A 13,856-nucleotide genomic window follows, 5' to 3' on the forward strand; every position below is an offset into this window, starting at 1 on the left:
AGGGTCTGTTTCTTAAAATGGAGTCGAATAGAAGAAAATCGAAGTTTGGATGGTTCTCTTTCACCACTCTCCTTCCCTCCCCTCTCCTCTCCTCTCCTCTCCTCTCCGGTCTGGGTTTCAGCATGAGAACGCATCAGCGTTTCGACTGGACCCTTTCGAGGGGAACCGAAAAGGTGGTTTCGACATGATCGATACTTTTTATGCCTTGGCAACGCCCCCTGGAAGCTCGGCTCTGGCCGTGGTCCGGGTTTCGGGTCCGGCTGTCCCCTCTTTGATTCAGGATGTCTTTGGGAGGAAGCCGGAGGAGGCAGACTTTCGGAAAGCCGTCCTTGGCTATTACCGCTCAATGGGTGGAGAAAAAGTAGACCAAGTACTCTATGCTCATTTTCCGGCTGCGACCTCCTATACTGGCCGCGAGCTTCTCGAAATCTCACTCCACGGCAATATGTTCCTCGTGGAACAAATTCTCGAAGACCTCGGTTGTCGGGGATGCCGAATGGCTGATCCTGGAGAATTTACCCGGACCGCCTTTTTGGAGGGAAGAATGGATCTCTCTCAGGCTGAGGCGGTTGCAGATCTGATTGAGGCCCGGAGCGCGGCCGCACTCGAGGCGGCTCATCGTCAACTGGCGGGCGGATTGGGGAAGGAAATTCAGTCCAGGGTCGATGAATTGTTGGCAATTCGTGCTCACGTAGAGGCCTTTATCGACTTTCCAGAGGAAGATCTCCCGGATGAAAATCAGGAGGGTCCGATCGCGGAAATCGATCATACGTTGCGACAGTTGGATTCAATGTTGTCGACGGGGCGTCAACGGGAGCTTTTGCACCGGGGGGTTCGCACGGTCCTCTTGGGTGTCGTGAATGCTGGTAAAAGTAGTCTTTTGAATCAACTCCTCGGAGAAGATCGAGCGATTGTCAGTGAAACCGAGGGTACGACCCGCGACTATTTACAGGACGTTCTTCAGTTGGGTCCTTATTGTATTCAAATATTCGATACAGCAGGGTTTCGAAAATCTACGGATGTTATTGAATTGGAGGGGCTTAGGAGAACTGAAAAGGTTGCTGGGGGTGCGGATTTTCTCTTGCTTGTCCTCGATGGTTCCGCCCCCTCCCCCACTCTCCCCGACGAGTTGCTGGAGCGAATGACCCCGGAAAATTCCCTTTTGGTTTGGAATAAATCGGATCAAGCCGACTTCGCGCCCGATCCGGAATTCTTGCCGAATCTACCGCGTGTGACGATCTCCGCCAAGGCTGGTACGGGGATTCATGAGTTGCGGGAGATCTGGGAGTCGCGAATCCGTTCGGAACTACTCGAAGGAGCCGAGAATCGGGTCCTCTACAATCGTCGCCATATTGGACACTTGCAGTCCTGCAGGGATTCCTTGGTTCGTGCTCGGGAGGCCTTGGTGTCCGGAATCTCAACCGAGTGTGTGGCTCCTGATCTTCGGGATGCCTTGGATGAACTCGGGGCCATTGTGGGCACCATTGACAATGAGGACATGTTGGATGTTCTCTTTGGGGACTTTTGCATCGGAAAATGAGTCTTTCACTACGATACGGGTCGGATCACCCCTACGAGGTCATCGTCTGCGGAGCCGGTCATGCTGGCTGTGAAGCCGGGTTGGCAGCGGCACGCCGGGGCGCGGACACCTTGGTGTTAACCGGAAATCTGGATACAGTCGCTCAAATGAGCTGCAATCCCGCTATTGGCGGCCAGGCTAAGGGGCACATTGTCCGGGAAATCGACGCTCTGGGCGGTGAGATGGCGGTGAATGCTGATACCACCTCGATTCAGTTTCGCCTTTTGAATTCCTCCAAAGGACCTGCGGTGCGAGCCGCACGGGCCCAATGCGATAAAAAGGCCTACCAATTGCGAATGAAGCAGACTCTCGAGTGGCAGAAGGATCTGACTCTCTTTCAGGCCATGGTCACCGGGTTGATCTACGAAGGGGATCGCGTCGTCGGCGTGCAAACCTCCTTGGGGATCGATTTCTACGGCAAAACCGTAATTGTGACCACCGGAACCTTTCTCCGTGGTTTGATGCACATTGGGGAGAATCAGAATAAAGGAGGGCGCTTGGGCGATTTTTCGGCGGAAGGACTCTCTGGAAGCTTTTTGGAGGCTGGGATCGAGCTGGAAAGGCTGAAAACGGGCACACCGCCGCGGATTTTAGGGAAATCGTTGGATTTTTCGCAGATGAAGGAGCAGCCAGGTGATGAGAAGCCGGTTTTCTTCGCTTTTTACGATACCCGTGGAAATGAAGACTTGTTCCACGTGGAACAGTCGGGGGAAAATCGACCGGGATGGAAGCCGGGCTCTCAATCCGTTTCTTGCTGGATGACTCAAACGTCGCCGGCGACGGAAAAACTGATTCGGGACAATCTCCATCGCTCACCGCTCTATGGCGGAAAGATTCAAGGGGTAGGGCCGCGTTATTGTCCGAGTATTGAGGATAAATTCGTCAAGTTCGCCGATAAGGACACGCATCGGCTTTTTCTGGAGCCGGAGGGGATTCAAACCAACGAGTGGTACGTGAATGGGCTTTCTACCAGTTTGCCCTTTGATGTGCAGGCGGAAATGCTCCGGACGATCCCTGGAATGGAATCCGTCGAGATGCTGCGTCCCGCTTACGCGGTAGAATATGATTTCGCGCCACCGACCCAGCTCTTCTCGAGTCTGGAGTCAAAGAAAGTCGAAAACCTCTTTTTCGCTGGCCAGATTAATGGAACCTCAGGTTATGAGGAAGCGGCGGGGCAGGGGCTTCTCGCCGGAGTTAATGCAGTCGCCAAGGTCCGGGGCGAGGAGCCGTTGGTTTTGTCGCGTCAGGATGCCTACTTGGGGGTCCTTGTCGATGACCTCGTCACCAAGGGCACGAAGGAGCCGTACCGAATGTTTACCAGCCGGGCGGAATTCCGGCTTCTTCTCAACATGGATTCTGCGGAGATCCGTTTGGCAGAAGCATCTCGTAAATATGGACTTTTGCCTCCCGAACGTCTCCAGCGGGTCGAAGCCAAGAAGGAACGCATTTTAAACAATGTTGTAACATTCGAGAAGACTCGCGATGCGAATGGGACCTGGGCCGAGCAGATGAGAAGGGGAGTTCCCCTGGAAGAATTGGTCGATGCTTCGGACTGGAGTGAGAGCGAGCGTATCGAGTTGGACTACCGGATCCGCTACAAGGGTTACCTTGAAAGAGAAGTGCGGGAAGTCGAAAAATTCCGAAATCTTGATTCTGTTAAGATTCCGAAAGGCATTGAATATGAAGAGGTTAGGGGGATGAAAAACGAGAGCGCCCAGAAGCTCGCGGAGGTTCGTCCGAGTACTTTAGGTCAGGCTTTGCGGATTAGTGGGGTCAGTCCCGCCGACATTTCGATCCTGCAAGTATTCCTCAAACGTCGCGCAAAGTCGTAGGCGATTTCCCGCGGAAATTGCCATTTTTCCCGACCGTTGATAGATTCTGATCGAGAGAGGCTTCCGGATATGGTCTTGCCTTTATCGGCCTCTCAGAGTTTTAGAAAAGGCAAAAATGGGAAGAATGAAAATCGAAGAAGCAGCTCGAATTCTGGTCGTCGACGACGAGAAAGACACCACGGATCTTTTGACGTTTCAGCTCGAGAGCGCTGGCTTCGTTCCCAAGGTGACCAACATCCCTCAGAAGGCTTTGGGCCTGGTCCGGGAATTTCGTCCCGATCTCATTCTGCTCGATGTGATGATGCCGGATTTGAATGGGTATCAGATTTGCCATACCTTGAAGGCGGACCGTGAGTTGCAGAGCATTCCGGTTATCTTTTTAACCGCCCGGGGTGAGCCCGAGGACCGTATCAAGGGTCTTGAAACGGGGGTCGATGATTATCTCGGCAAACCTTTTGATTCGAGGGAACTGATTCTACGGATACGCGCGGTTCTGAAGCGTGCGGTGGAGGCTAAAAATGCGTCTTCTCGACAGTTGGAGATGGGTAACCTTCGTGCTGATAGGGACTTGCATCAGGTTTATGTCGATGACGAGACGATGATGCTGACTCTGACGGAGTTCAAATTGCTCCAACTGTTGATGGAAAATCCGAATCAGGTGCTGTCTCGGGAGACTCTTCTAGCGCGGGTGTGGAATTACGAGAGCGATACGGAGACGCGGACTGTCGATACCCATGTCCGGCGCCTTCGTGAAAAGTTGGGCTCTTGCTCGGGAATGATTGAAACTGTGCGCGGCGTAGGCTATCGCATGGTGGAGCTCTCGAATTCCGAGAGCTAGATCTCTTTCTTTTCGGAGACCCCCGTTGTTCGCTTTCCTCCTTATTATTGTTCTGATTCTCGTCACCAGCTTTTATGAGCTGCGGTGGAGGAAGGCTCGTCGGCTGATTCGTGATCTGGAACAATCGGTCGAGGCGGATCAGCAGTTGCTGCTCGATTCGGAGGCCAAATTAGCGGCGAAAATTGGTTTGGATAAGCTGCTAATCTCCGTGCGGGACATGATGGAGGAGAGGAGTCGGGTTCGAGCGAAGAATGCGTCCCAAATGGAGCAAATCCAGACGACTTTCCGAAATATGAGGGAGGGCGCTCTCCTCATCGATTGGGAAAATCGCATCGTGGTCTCCAATCCTTCCGCGGATCGATTGCTCCATGAAGGAAAATCGTTGGTCGGGAAGCGGGTGGAGAAGTTTATCCACCACCCAGTGTTTTTGGATTTTGTCCATCAGGTGCGAAACTCCGGCGTTTATGGACGGCGTCAGATCCGAGTAGATCTCTTGGGGAGGACCGCATGGCTGGAGATTTCAGGTTCGGCAATGGATCCTCTCGCAGGGGATGCGAAAAAGCGCCTGAGCTTGTTTCTGGTGAACGATATTACCCGGTTGAAGAGGTTGGAAGGGATCCGGAAGGATTTCGCCGCGAATGTATCTCACGAATTGAGGACTCCGATTACGATCATCAAGGGGTTTGCTGAGACGCTACACGAGAGTGGGGATCAGCTCAGCGACGAGCAGCGGCGCTCCTTTACCGAAAAGGTCTTTCGGAACACGGGGCGGTTGCACGCGCTGGTTGAGGATTTACTGAGTCTGTCGCGGTTGGAATCCCGCTCACTGGAGTTGAAGCGAGAACGCTGCAGCCTGCAGGGGGCGATCCGCGATTTTGTCGCTGACTTCCGGGCTGGTCAGAATGAGGAAGTGGATCTCCGGCTTTCATTGCCGGAAGAACCCATTGAGGTGGATTTGGATCGACTGTTTTTCGCGAGGATTCTGACGAATCTGGTGGAGAATGCCATCAAGCATGGGAAAACCCTGACTTTCGTCGAGATTCTGGTCCGCTACGATCAAGAGAATGGTCTGGTGGATATGGTGGTGGCCGATGATGGGGCGGGCATCCCGGAACCGGCGCGAGATCGGATTTTTCAACGCTTTTATCGGGTCGATGTCGGCCACTCGCGCATGACGGGGGGTACCGGTCTTGGCTTGAGTATTGTCAGACACGCGATGTTTGCTCATGGGGGTAATGTGAGAGTTGAAGCAAGAATACCAAAAGGCACCCAATTCATCTGCGTCTTTCCGGTTGCATCCAATGTCGAGGAGCGATGATGGAGCAGTCAGGACGAGCGATCGCCGAAGCGAGGCGGGCGGAGAGGATCCGTCAACTGTCGGAGCGAATGGCAGAGTTTTTAGGGGAGGGCGGTACTCGCGTCTCGCTGGAGATTGGATGTGGCCACGGCCACTGGCTGACTTCCTTGGCGGAAAATTCACCCGAGGAGCGCTTGATCGGCGTCGACCTCATTTCCCGCAGGATCCGCCTGGCCGAAGCAAAGGTCGCGAAGAGGGATCTGACGAACACGCTGTTTCTCAAGGCGGAGGCCACAGAAACCCTCGAAGCCTGGCCTGAAACAGTCGCCCTGAAGCGGATTTTTCTCCTGCACCCCGATCCTTGGCCGAAGAAGCGGCACGCCAAGAATCGCATGACAGGACCTGCCTTTCTGGATCGGATGGCAGCTGCGGCTTCTCCGGGTTGCGAGTTTTATTTTCGGACCGATGATGCGCCTTTCTTTGAATGGAGCCGTGAGAGTTTGGAGGCTCATCCCGCTTGGAAATCCGTGGAACTGCCCTGGCCGCATGAGGCGGGAAGCTACTTCAAGGACATGTTGGGAGTGCACGGGGCCTTGACGGCCGTTCGCGTCTAGAGCGAGCTCAACCGGATCCGAGGGGAGCCTTCTTCAGGCCCAGATCGGGCTATCAGCGGATGGGGCGTGTCGTCTGCCAGGCTTGAAAAATCTCTCGAGCGACGGGGGCGGCAGTGGTTCCTCCGTGATATTGGTCATCGGCGGAGACTCCTTCGACGACTACGGCAACGGCGATTTCGGGGTCTTCGACCGGGGCGAAGCCGATGAACCAAGCCAGGGTCAGAGCTTTCCCGTCCGGGTAGACTTGAGCGGTTCCGGTTTTTCCCGCCACGGTGAGATCGGTAAATCGGGTTCTGCGGGCCGTTCCTTCTTCAACCGCTCGGATCATCCCCTCGACGATGCTGCCGTATTCTTCCTGGGTTAGGGGGAGGGGCTTCAGTTCGTAGTCGGGGGTCCATCCATCATCGCGGCGGACGAGGGTGGGGCGGATCCCGGTTTTTCCGGAAGCCAGACCAGCGGCGACGACGGCCATATTCAGTGGGGTCACCCGGAGAAAACCTTGCCCGATGGACGTATTCGCTGTGTCGCCGGGGAACCAGGAAGTGCCTTGTGTCTCTTTCTTCCACTGCCGGTCGGGAACGATCTCGCGGGAGGTTTCGAAGGGAAGCTCGATGCCCGTCGGCTTGTCCATCCCGAAGAGGCGGGCCGTATCGGCGATCCAGTCGATGCCGGCCCGAAGGCCGATTTGGTAGAAAAAGACGTTGGAGCTCACGGCAAGAGCGCGGGGGAGGGCGATCTCGCCGAATCCGGGATTGGAGTGTTCGGGGAAGTTGCGATTGCCCACCCGGTAGCTGGAGCCACAGAAGAGGATCTCGTACGGCTCAAGTACCCCTTTGCGAAAGGCGGCGATGGCGGTGACGGGTTTGAAGGTGGAGCCGGGAGGGTAGAGTCCCTGAATCGCGCGGTTGAGCCATCCCCCCGCTTGATCGATCTCGCGGTATACGTCGCTGGGGATGTAGGGAGTGAGGTCGTTGAGGTCGTAGGTCGGGCTGCTCGCCAAGGCAAGAACCTCACCGGTTTTCGGATTCATGGCGACCGCGGCACCGACTTTCCCCTCAAGCCCGCGCTGCGCCGCTTGTTGGATGGCAACATCGATGCTCAGATTCAGATCCTCTCCCTGTTCCGGCCGAATGAGGGATAGGCGCTCGTACTGAAAGCCCTGGGGATCGACCCGCCAGACCTCCTGACCGCTTTTCCCGTCGAGGAGTTCCTCGAAAGAGCGTTCCACTCCAGCTTTCCCGACCTTGCCGTAGTAGCTGAAGGTCATGAGCTCGCTATTATCCTCTTCGTCTTCGGGGAGGTTCACCTCCCGGCTGACGACATAGCCGAGGGTATGCGCCGCGAGATTGCCGTAGGGATAGTAGCGGGCACTCTCGGTCCAAACGTGGACGGGGGAGTTGGGCGGGAGCTGGTCGACAAGGCGTGCGTATTCTTCCTCGCTGAGGTCGGAAACCAGCTTTAGCGGAAGGAGAATGCGGTTGTTGAAATGGCTTTCCAGTTCGCGGCGGGTAATCGAGACCGGGCGCCCGAGGATCCGGCTAATCTCGTCGAGGTGATACTGGATGACCGCCATCCGGGAGTTCCAGATCAAGTCATTGTTGGAGATGTCGACCTCTTCGCCGGTTTCCGCTTCCTGCCGCTTGATGGCCCCGGCGCGCGAAAGATACTCGGTGCGAAACTCCTTGCGGAGGGAATTCAGAAAGACGGCCGCGGAGAATCGGGCCCGGTTGCCGACGAGGAGATCGCCATTGCGGTCGAGAATATTGCCACGGGGACCCGGGAGCAGGATGCGCCGCATGGTTTGTTGCTTCTCCCTTTCCAGGTGTTCCTCTCGATTCACCAGTTGTTCCATGAACAGCTGGCTGATGAGGATCGAGAAGCCGACGAGAGTGATGACAACAAAGGGGATCAGTCGACGGTTGCGACGGGTTTGAAAATCAAATGGCTGCGGCTTGCCTGGGGGCGGTGCCGTTTCGTTACCTTTTTTGTGGGTCGCCATGATTTAGGTCATCTCATCGGGAGTAGGTTGAGCTCCCAGAAGGTCAACACAACGTTCCTGAAGGTCAAATATCCAGAAAGAGAGAAGGAAAACGGCGGCTTCCGACAATAGAGTTTCCAGGAGGAAGCGGATGAGGTAGGGGCTCCATCCCGAGGAGGGGAAAAACCAGATTCCGAGGAAAATGAGGAGAAGGAGGTTGGACCCTGTCGCCACCGTGGCGAGGTGGAATGTGCGCCGGCTGCGAAATCGGTTACGCATTCGAAAGAGCCCGGCGTAGATGACTCCCAGAGCGAAAGGGAGAACTCCCAGTGGGAGAGGAAGGGTCGCACCCCACATAAACCCGGTGATTAAGACAACGGGCATCCCCGCAACCGGAGAAAGACTGAAGGCGGGATAGACCACGAGGATGCCGCCAATGGTTAGATAGATTCCCAGAGGAGAAATCGACGAGTTCAGCTCCAGCACGAGAAAAAGCACCAAGAGGTTGGTGAGGAGAGCGACAAGAGCCTGACGGAGCAGTTTCATGCAGGAGCAAGTGGTTCCACCCAGAGTCTAGGGGGCTTCGTTAAAGATCTCTTTGGCGGCGGGTCCGGCAGGGATGAGGACCGATACTTCATTCAGATTCAATAGATCCTCGCTGAGCTGAACGATTCCTCTTTGGAAGAGACCACTCGAATCTGTCTCCAGAAAGCGCACTTCGCCGATGCGCAGACCGTCCGGAAAGACGCCCCCAAGGCGCGAAGAGACGAGGACTAGCGGCTCCTCGGGTGAAGCGTAGAGGTCCGAGGGGACATCGCGCACCGTTCCTTTGGGATTCCGGAGCGAAGGGACTTGGCTTCCCTCATAGCGGACTGGGCGGGTATCCCCGGAAAAGTGGGCCGCCATGCGAAAGGTGCGGCTACTGAGGAGATCCACGGTAGAGGTATAGGCGTGCACTTCACGCACGCGGCCGACGACTCCGCCAGCGAAAACGACCCCGGCCCCAGGGACGATGCCCGCGTCGCGCCCCTTGCGGATGATTAGTTGTTGCCACCAGTTGCTGAGGTCGCGTCGGACGACTTGGGCCACCTCATAGCGAAAATCCGGAGGGGAGGGGATCTTCAGAAGCTCCTGAAGTCTTAGATTGTAATTGCGGAGGGCGGTGGTTTCTCCGGCTTGAATCCGGTAGAGGGCGTTGAGGCGGGAGAGCTCCTTTCCAGTTTCGATGAGATCCCGCTTCGAGCGGGTGCGGATTGACCAGTAGGTTCCCAAATCCTCCATGTGAGAGGCGAGAATCGCCGAAGGAGCCTGAAACTCGTAGAGAGAGTTGCGGCTGAAGCGTTTGATCGCCGGTGGGATCAAGAGCCATGCCAGCAAGAGCAGTCCCAGAATGAGGAAAGGTTTGCTGGCCTGAGATCGTAAGCGGAGCAAGAGAAGATTCTCCGGGAGAGGACCCCCGCGGGTCAGTCTTTACGATGGATCGCGATTTCTTTGATGAGCCATTCGAGCTCTTCCAGAACCTTGCCGGTGCCCATGGCGACGGCGCTGAGCGGATCGTCTGCCGCGAACACGGGGAGACCGGTTCCGTCGCTGAGCATACGGTCGAGGCCGCGGATGAGGGCACCCCCACCAGCGAGAACAAAGCCTCGGTCTACCAGATCGGCCGAAAGTTCTGGCGGACAACGCTCCAGAGCATTGCGAACCAGCTCCAGAATGGCGCCGATGGTATCGGCCAGAGCTTCACGGATCTCCTGAGAGGAGATGTGAATGGTCTTCGGGAGGCCCGCGACCGAATCGCGGCCCTTCACTTCCATGGTCAGCTCCTTCTCCAGCGGAAACGCGGATCCGAGCTTCAATTTAATTTCTTCAGCGGTTCGCTCCCCAATGGTGAGGTTGTAGGCCCGCTTCATGTAATTGACGATGGAGCTATCGAGCTCATCCCCTCCGACGCGGATACTCTTCGTATAAACCACCCCGGCGAGCGAGATCAGGGCGACCTCGGTCGTGCCGCCACCGATATCGACGATCATGTTCGCAGTCGGTTCCTGAATTGGAAGTCCGACCCCGATTGCTGCCGCCATCGGTTCTTCAATCAAAATTACGTCGCGGGCACCTGCGTTGATCGCGGATTCCTTCACCGCCCGGCGTTCGACTTCGGTAATGCCCGAGGGAACTGCCACCACGACCCGCGGTGGAACAAACTTCATGCTCTTCTGCACCTTGCGGATAAAGTGCCGGAGCATGGCCTCCGTGATCTCAAAATCAGCGATGACCCCGTCTTTCATCGGCCGCAGTGCGGTGATGGTGCCCGGGGTTCTTCCCAGCATTCGTTTCGCTTCTTCCCCGACGGCGCATACCTTGCGTGAGGAGGAATAGACGGCGACAACGCTCGGCTCCCGCAGAACGATTCCTTTATCCTTGGCGAAAACTAGGCAGTTGGCGGTACCTAGGTCGATGCCGATGTCATTGGAGAGGAGTCCGAACACGGGAATTTACGAATGAAGAAATGATAGATGAGTCTAGTCGAACCGAAGATCGAAGAGCACGGAAATAATGAAGAAAAGAGCGAAAAATGTTGTCGCTCAGTCAGTTGTTTTGAATGTTGCTGGTCCCATGTCAATTCGTTTCAGGCGTTGTGAAGTTCTTTCCCCCGGTCGCCTCGGGGCAATTGTGTCGTTGTTGGCGTCCCTTTTCCTGGGAGGATGCGGAATCGGTTCCAATCAGACGGTCGATGTGGACACCCGTCCAACCGGCGCTTACGTCTACGTGGACGGCAAATTTATTGGCAACAGCCCCGTTGATGTGAGCCTCAATCGGCAGGTGCCCCACCGGGTCGAAGTCCGCAAAGTCGGTTTTGTCTCCGAAGAGGTCATGGTCTTTCCCTCAGTCACCGAGGGCGGAGAGCCCAAAGTCGTCTTCGGTCCCCTGCGGGAATCCGGCTACTACCGAGACCTGGATCCCAATCCGGTTTCAGTGGATATGACTTATGAAGGCCTCATGGGGTACGGCAGCACTCTGACCGAGGAGGAGGCTGACAAGTTGATCCAACGCATCCAGAAAGAACGCGAAGCGGGAGAATTGACGGATGGCGAAGCGGCCATCGCCCTGACTCAGGTTCAGGAGCGAATGAAATAACCCTCCGGCTGAGTTTCTTCGATCTGCGCTCCCAAGTAGGGACGTGAAGAGGGTTGCCAAAGACTACGGTCAGCGTAGGCTACGGGCCGATCTTTGAAGCACGGGCATTCGCTTTTCCCTCCGGGGGAGAGAGGAAAGTCCGGACACCACAGGGTAGGATTCCCTTTGAAAGGAGGGGCGCATTGTTGAAAAAGGGTGCGACGGATAGTGTCACAGAAAATATACCGCCTCGAAAGAGGTAAGGTTGAAATGGTGGGGTAAGAGCCCACCGCCCGAAGGGTAACCGACGGGGCAGGATAAACCCAATCCGGTGCAAGGCGAATAGGGGATCGGGCGACCCGTCCATTGGTCCCGGGTTTAGCTGCATCCCGCGCAAGCGGGAACGTCGATCTCGGTCGGCGTAGATGAATGAATGCCCTCCATGGCTTCGGCAATGGAGACAAAATCCGGCTTATAGTGCTTCAAAGATCTCTTTTTCTCAATAGTAGGCCAGGTTCCAATTCGTTGACTCGGGAACCTCGCAAAAGGCCTTCGGCGGCTGGTTTTTCATGCATTGGCCGTAGGATGGGCCCGGTTTCTTCTCATTGAAAGCGGCGAGAGGGCGGGACGATTTGCGATTTCGTTTTGCGCTTCTCGCAAGGAGTGCGAATGTAGACCCCATGCGTTATTTAATCGTGAGTTGCAGCCTTCGTGGGAAGAGCCGAAGCCGAGTGATGGCGGAATTGGCCCGAAACGACTTGGAGGAGGTGGGCCAATCGGTGGATTGGCTCGACTTGTGTGAGCACTCGCTTCCGTTTTGCGATGGAGGTGCCGCTTATGGAGATGAGCGGGTGGGACCGGTTGCGGAAAAAGTGAGCAATGCTGACGGGGTCATCCTCGCTGGACCCATTTATAACTATGATTTTAATGCGGCCTCCAAGAATCTGATCGAGATGACGGGATCGGGTTGTTGGGCGGGCAAGGTCGTCGGGTTCATTGCCGCGGCGGGTGGGTCTTCGAGCTATATGTCCGTGCTGCCACTGGCCAACAGCCTCATGATCGATTTTCGCTGCGTGATCATTCCCCGATTTGTCTACACCGATGGCAGTGCTTTCGGGGAGAATGGGGAGCTGGAGAATGCCGAGGTGCGGGAGCGGATTCGGCGTTTGGGCTCCGATTTAATCGGGTTTACCGAGGGCTTGGCCACTACGCTTCAAGCCGAACGGGGAACGCCGAGCTGATCCGAACCCTGGCGGAATGAGCTATTTCGCCTCGTAGCGTTCTTCATTGAGCGGGAGTAAGAGCGAAACGCTGGTTCCTTTGCTGGGTCCCGATTCGATCTTGAGCTCTAGGTCGAACACTTCGGCGATCAGCCGGACGAGACAGAGACCGAGGCCGACTCCCTGTTGCTCCAGATCCTCTCGGTCGAATTGGGTAAATGGGGCGACATTTTCGATCTGCTCAGACGTCATCCCCAATCCGTTGTCGATGACGGTGATGACGTATTGCCCGCGCTCCTCGTAGCCGGTGACGTGAACGGATTCGTGTGGATCCGAGAATTTCAGGGAATTGTCGACCAGCTCGGAAATAATTTTCAGGAAAAGTTCGGTGCCGATGGGAAGGGTGGCCGGGGTCATATTGATCCGGACATCGTTCGGTCTCTTGTGCCGTTTACAGAGTTCCCCGAAAAAGGAGGCCGGGATCGGAACTTCGGCGGGTTGATTTAGGTAGAGATCGATGCGACGAGGATTTCCGGTGGCGAGTCGGAGTTCGTAGTAAAGGAGGTAGTTCTCAATGAGTCGGAAGAGACGGAGGCCCGATTCGTGAAGGATTTCGACGTTTTCTTCCAACTCCGATGGACTTGGGATGCGGCCTCGCCGGATTCCGTCGATCATCAGATCAGTGATCCCGAGAATACCATTCAAGGGGGTGCGCAGTTCGTGCGGCAGGGAGAGCAGGTGCCTTTGGTCGAAGGCGGCCGACGCTTTTGAACGACGCTCGACTTTTTCGAGCTGACTGCGAATCGCAAGCTCGAGCTCATCCAGATTGAAGGGCTTGGTAATGTAGTCGTCCGCGCCGAGAGCCATACCCTTCCGCATGTCGGTGCGGGAACCCCGGGCGGTGACGAAGATGAAGGGGATGAGGTGAGTGGCTGGATGGCGCTTGAGGTTCTCGAGAAGATAAAGCCCGTTTCCATTCTGCATCATGATATCACTTACGATGATATCGGGTTGTACCTTCTTGGCTTTCTCCAAGGCTTCCTGTCCCGAGCGTGCAGAGTTCACCTCATATCCGATCTCACGGAGATAGTCGGTCGCCACCTCTAGTAAATAGGTGTCGTCCTCTACGAGCAGGACCAATGTCTTCGCTTCCATGTCTTAGGGTAATTCCAATTAGCGGATTTTATAGATTATTGCTATGGATCGCGGGATAGCCAGAACTTTGATTGCCGACTCAGTGAAGGCATTGGTTTTCGAGGCCATGAGGCTTCTGCAAATTTCCCCGATCCTACCTCCTGAAGCAGACGATTTCCGAGATCGTGAGGACTTGGAGGACAAGCTTGTTTCGACGAGCGGGATGTGTAACGGTTTTGAAGAATAAGAA

13 protein-coding genes and 1 other RNA gene are annotated in these 13,856 nt (G+C 55.7%); 9 read left to right on the forward strand and 5 right to left on the reverse strand.

What is annotated here, in order from left to right:
* The first annotated feature begins 184 nt into the window (after positions 1-184).
* The 5 genes from mnmE to trmB all read left to right on the forward strand — a co-directional run bounded on the left by mnmE (position 185) and on the right by trmB (position 6,160).
* Positions 185-1,540 carry a tRNA uridine-5-carboxymethylaminomethyl(34) synthesis GTPase MnmE gene (gene mnmE, locus H5P30_RS06545; protein WP_185692147.1) on the forward strand — a complete coding sequence of 452 codons (1,356 nt, stop codon included), beginning with the start codon at positions 185-187 and terminating at the stop codon, positions 1,538-1,540.
* Positions 1,537-3,411, forward strand: a complete 1,875-nt coding sequence (gene mnmG / locus H5P30_RS06550; protein WP_185692148.1) for a tRNA uridine-5-carboxymethylaminomethyl(34) synthesis enzyme MnmG — start codon at positions 1,537-1,539, stop codon at positions 3,409-3,411. The genes mnmE and mnmG overlap by 4 nt, the downstream gene beginning before the upstream one ends.
* 124 nt (positions 3,412-3,535) lie before the next feature.
* Positions 3,536-4,249: a winged helix-turn-helix domain-containing protein gene (locus H5P30_RS06555; RefSeq protein WP_185692149.1), complete on the forward strand. Its 714-nt coding sequence runs from the start codon at positions 3,536-3,538 to the stop codon at positions 4,247-4,249.
* A gap of 25 nt (positions 4,250-4,274) precedes the next feature.
* On the forward strand, positions 4,275-5,567 hold the full coding sequence (locus H5P30_RS06560; RefSeq protein ID WP_185692150.1) for a sensor histidine kinase: 1,293 nt from the start codon (positions 4,275-4,277) through the stop codon (positions 5,565-5,567).
* Complete coding sequence (gene trmB, locus H5P30_RS06565; protein ID WP_185692151.1) at positions 5,564-6,160, forward strand: tRNA (guanosine(46)-N7)-methyltransferase TrmB; 597 nt, start codon at positions 5,564-5,566, stop codon at positions 6,158-6,160. Before H5P30_RS06560 ends, trmB begins: the two co-directional genes overlap by 4 nt.
* A gap of 52 nt (positions 6,161-6,212) precedes the next feature.
* Here the strand turns inward: trmB and mrdA are convergent, their stop codons facing one another.
* The 4 genes from mrdA to H5P30_RS06585 are packed head-to-tail and all read right to left on the reverse strand — an operon-like array spanning position 6,213 to position 10,624.
* Positions 6,213-8,159: a penicillin-binding protein 2 gene (mrdA, locus tag H5P30_RS06570; protein WP_185692152.1), complete on the reverse strand. Its 1,947-nt coding sequence runs from the start codon at positions 8,157-8,159 to the stop codon at positions 6,213-6,215.
* A gap of 3 nt (positions 8,160-8,162) precedes the next feature.
* Positions 8,163-8,684 (reverse strand): hypothetical protein, encoded by a 522-nt coding sequence (locus H5P30_RS06575; protein WP_185692153.1) that lies wholly within the window; start codon positions 8,682-8,684, stop codon positions 8,163-8,165.
* Between the two features lie 27 nt (positions 8,685-8,711).
* Positions 8,712-9,569, reverse strand: coding sequence for a rod shape-determining protein MreC (gene mreC / locus H5P30_RS06580; protein ID WP_221774299.1), 858 nt, complete (start codon positions 9,567-9,569; stop codon positions 8,712-8,714).
* A gap of 32 nt (positions 9,570-9,601) precedes the next feature.
* Positions 9,602-10,624, reverse strand: a complete 1,023-nt coding sequence (locus H5P30_RS06585; RefSeq protein WP_343075433.1) for a rod shape-determining protein — start codon at positions 10,622-10,624, stop codon at positions 9,602-9,604.
* 127 nt (positions 10,625-10,751) lie between these two features.
* Here H5P30_RS06585 and H5P30_RS06590 point away from each other — a divergent pair, with 127 nt between their 5' ends.
* The 3 genes from H5P30_RS06590 (at position 10,752) to H5P30_RS06600 (ending at position 12,493) form a co-directional block, all read left to right on the forward strand.
* Positions 10,752-11,273: a PEGA domain-containing protein gene (locus tag H5P30_RS06590; protein WP_185692154.1), complete on the forward strand. Its 522-nt coding sequence runs from the start codon at positions 10,752-10,754 to the stop codon at positions 11,271-11,273.
* A gap of 92 nt (positions 11,274-11,365) precedes the next feature.
* An RNA gene (gene rnpB, locus H5P30_RS06595) (RNase P RNA component class A) lies at positions 11,366-11,743 on the forward strand.
* Between the two features lie 189 nt (positions 11,744-11,932).
* On the forward strand, positions 11,933-12,493 hold the full coding sequence (locus H5P30_RS06600) for an NADPH-dependent FMN reductase (protein WP_185692155.1): 561 nt from the start codon (positions 11,933-11,935) through the stop codon (positions 12,491-12,493).
* Positions 12,494-12,514: 21 nt separating this feature from the next.
* On the opposite strand, the gene H5P30_RS06605 is transcribed toward H5P30_RS06600, so the two are convergent.
* The gene (locus H5P30_RS06605; protein WP_185692156.1) at positions 12,515-13,627 is read right to left on the reverse strand and encodes a hybrid sensor histidine kinase/response regulator; all 1,113 of its coding nucleotides are present in this window, start codon (positions 13,625-13,627) and stop codon (positions 12,515-12,517) included.
* A gap of 43 nt (positions 13,628-13,670) precedes the next feature.
* On the opposite strand from H5P30_RS06605, the gene H5P30_RS06610 reads away from it, so the two are divergent.
* Complete coding sequence (locus H5P30_RS06610; protein WP_185692157.1) at positions 13,671-13,853, forward strand: hypothetical protein; 183 nt, start codon at positions 13,671-13,673, stop codon at positions 13,851-13,853.
* The last annotated feature ends 3 nt before the right edge of the window (positions 13,854-13,856 follow it).

The sequence above is a fragment of the Puniceicoccus vermicola genome, from assembly GCF_014230055.1.
GTDB lineage: Bacteria > Verrucomicrobiota > Verrucomicrobiia > Opitutales > Puniceicoccaceae > Puniceicoccus > Puniceicoccus vermicola.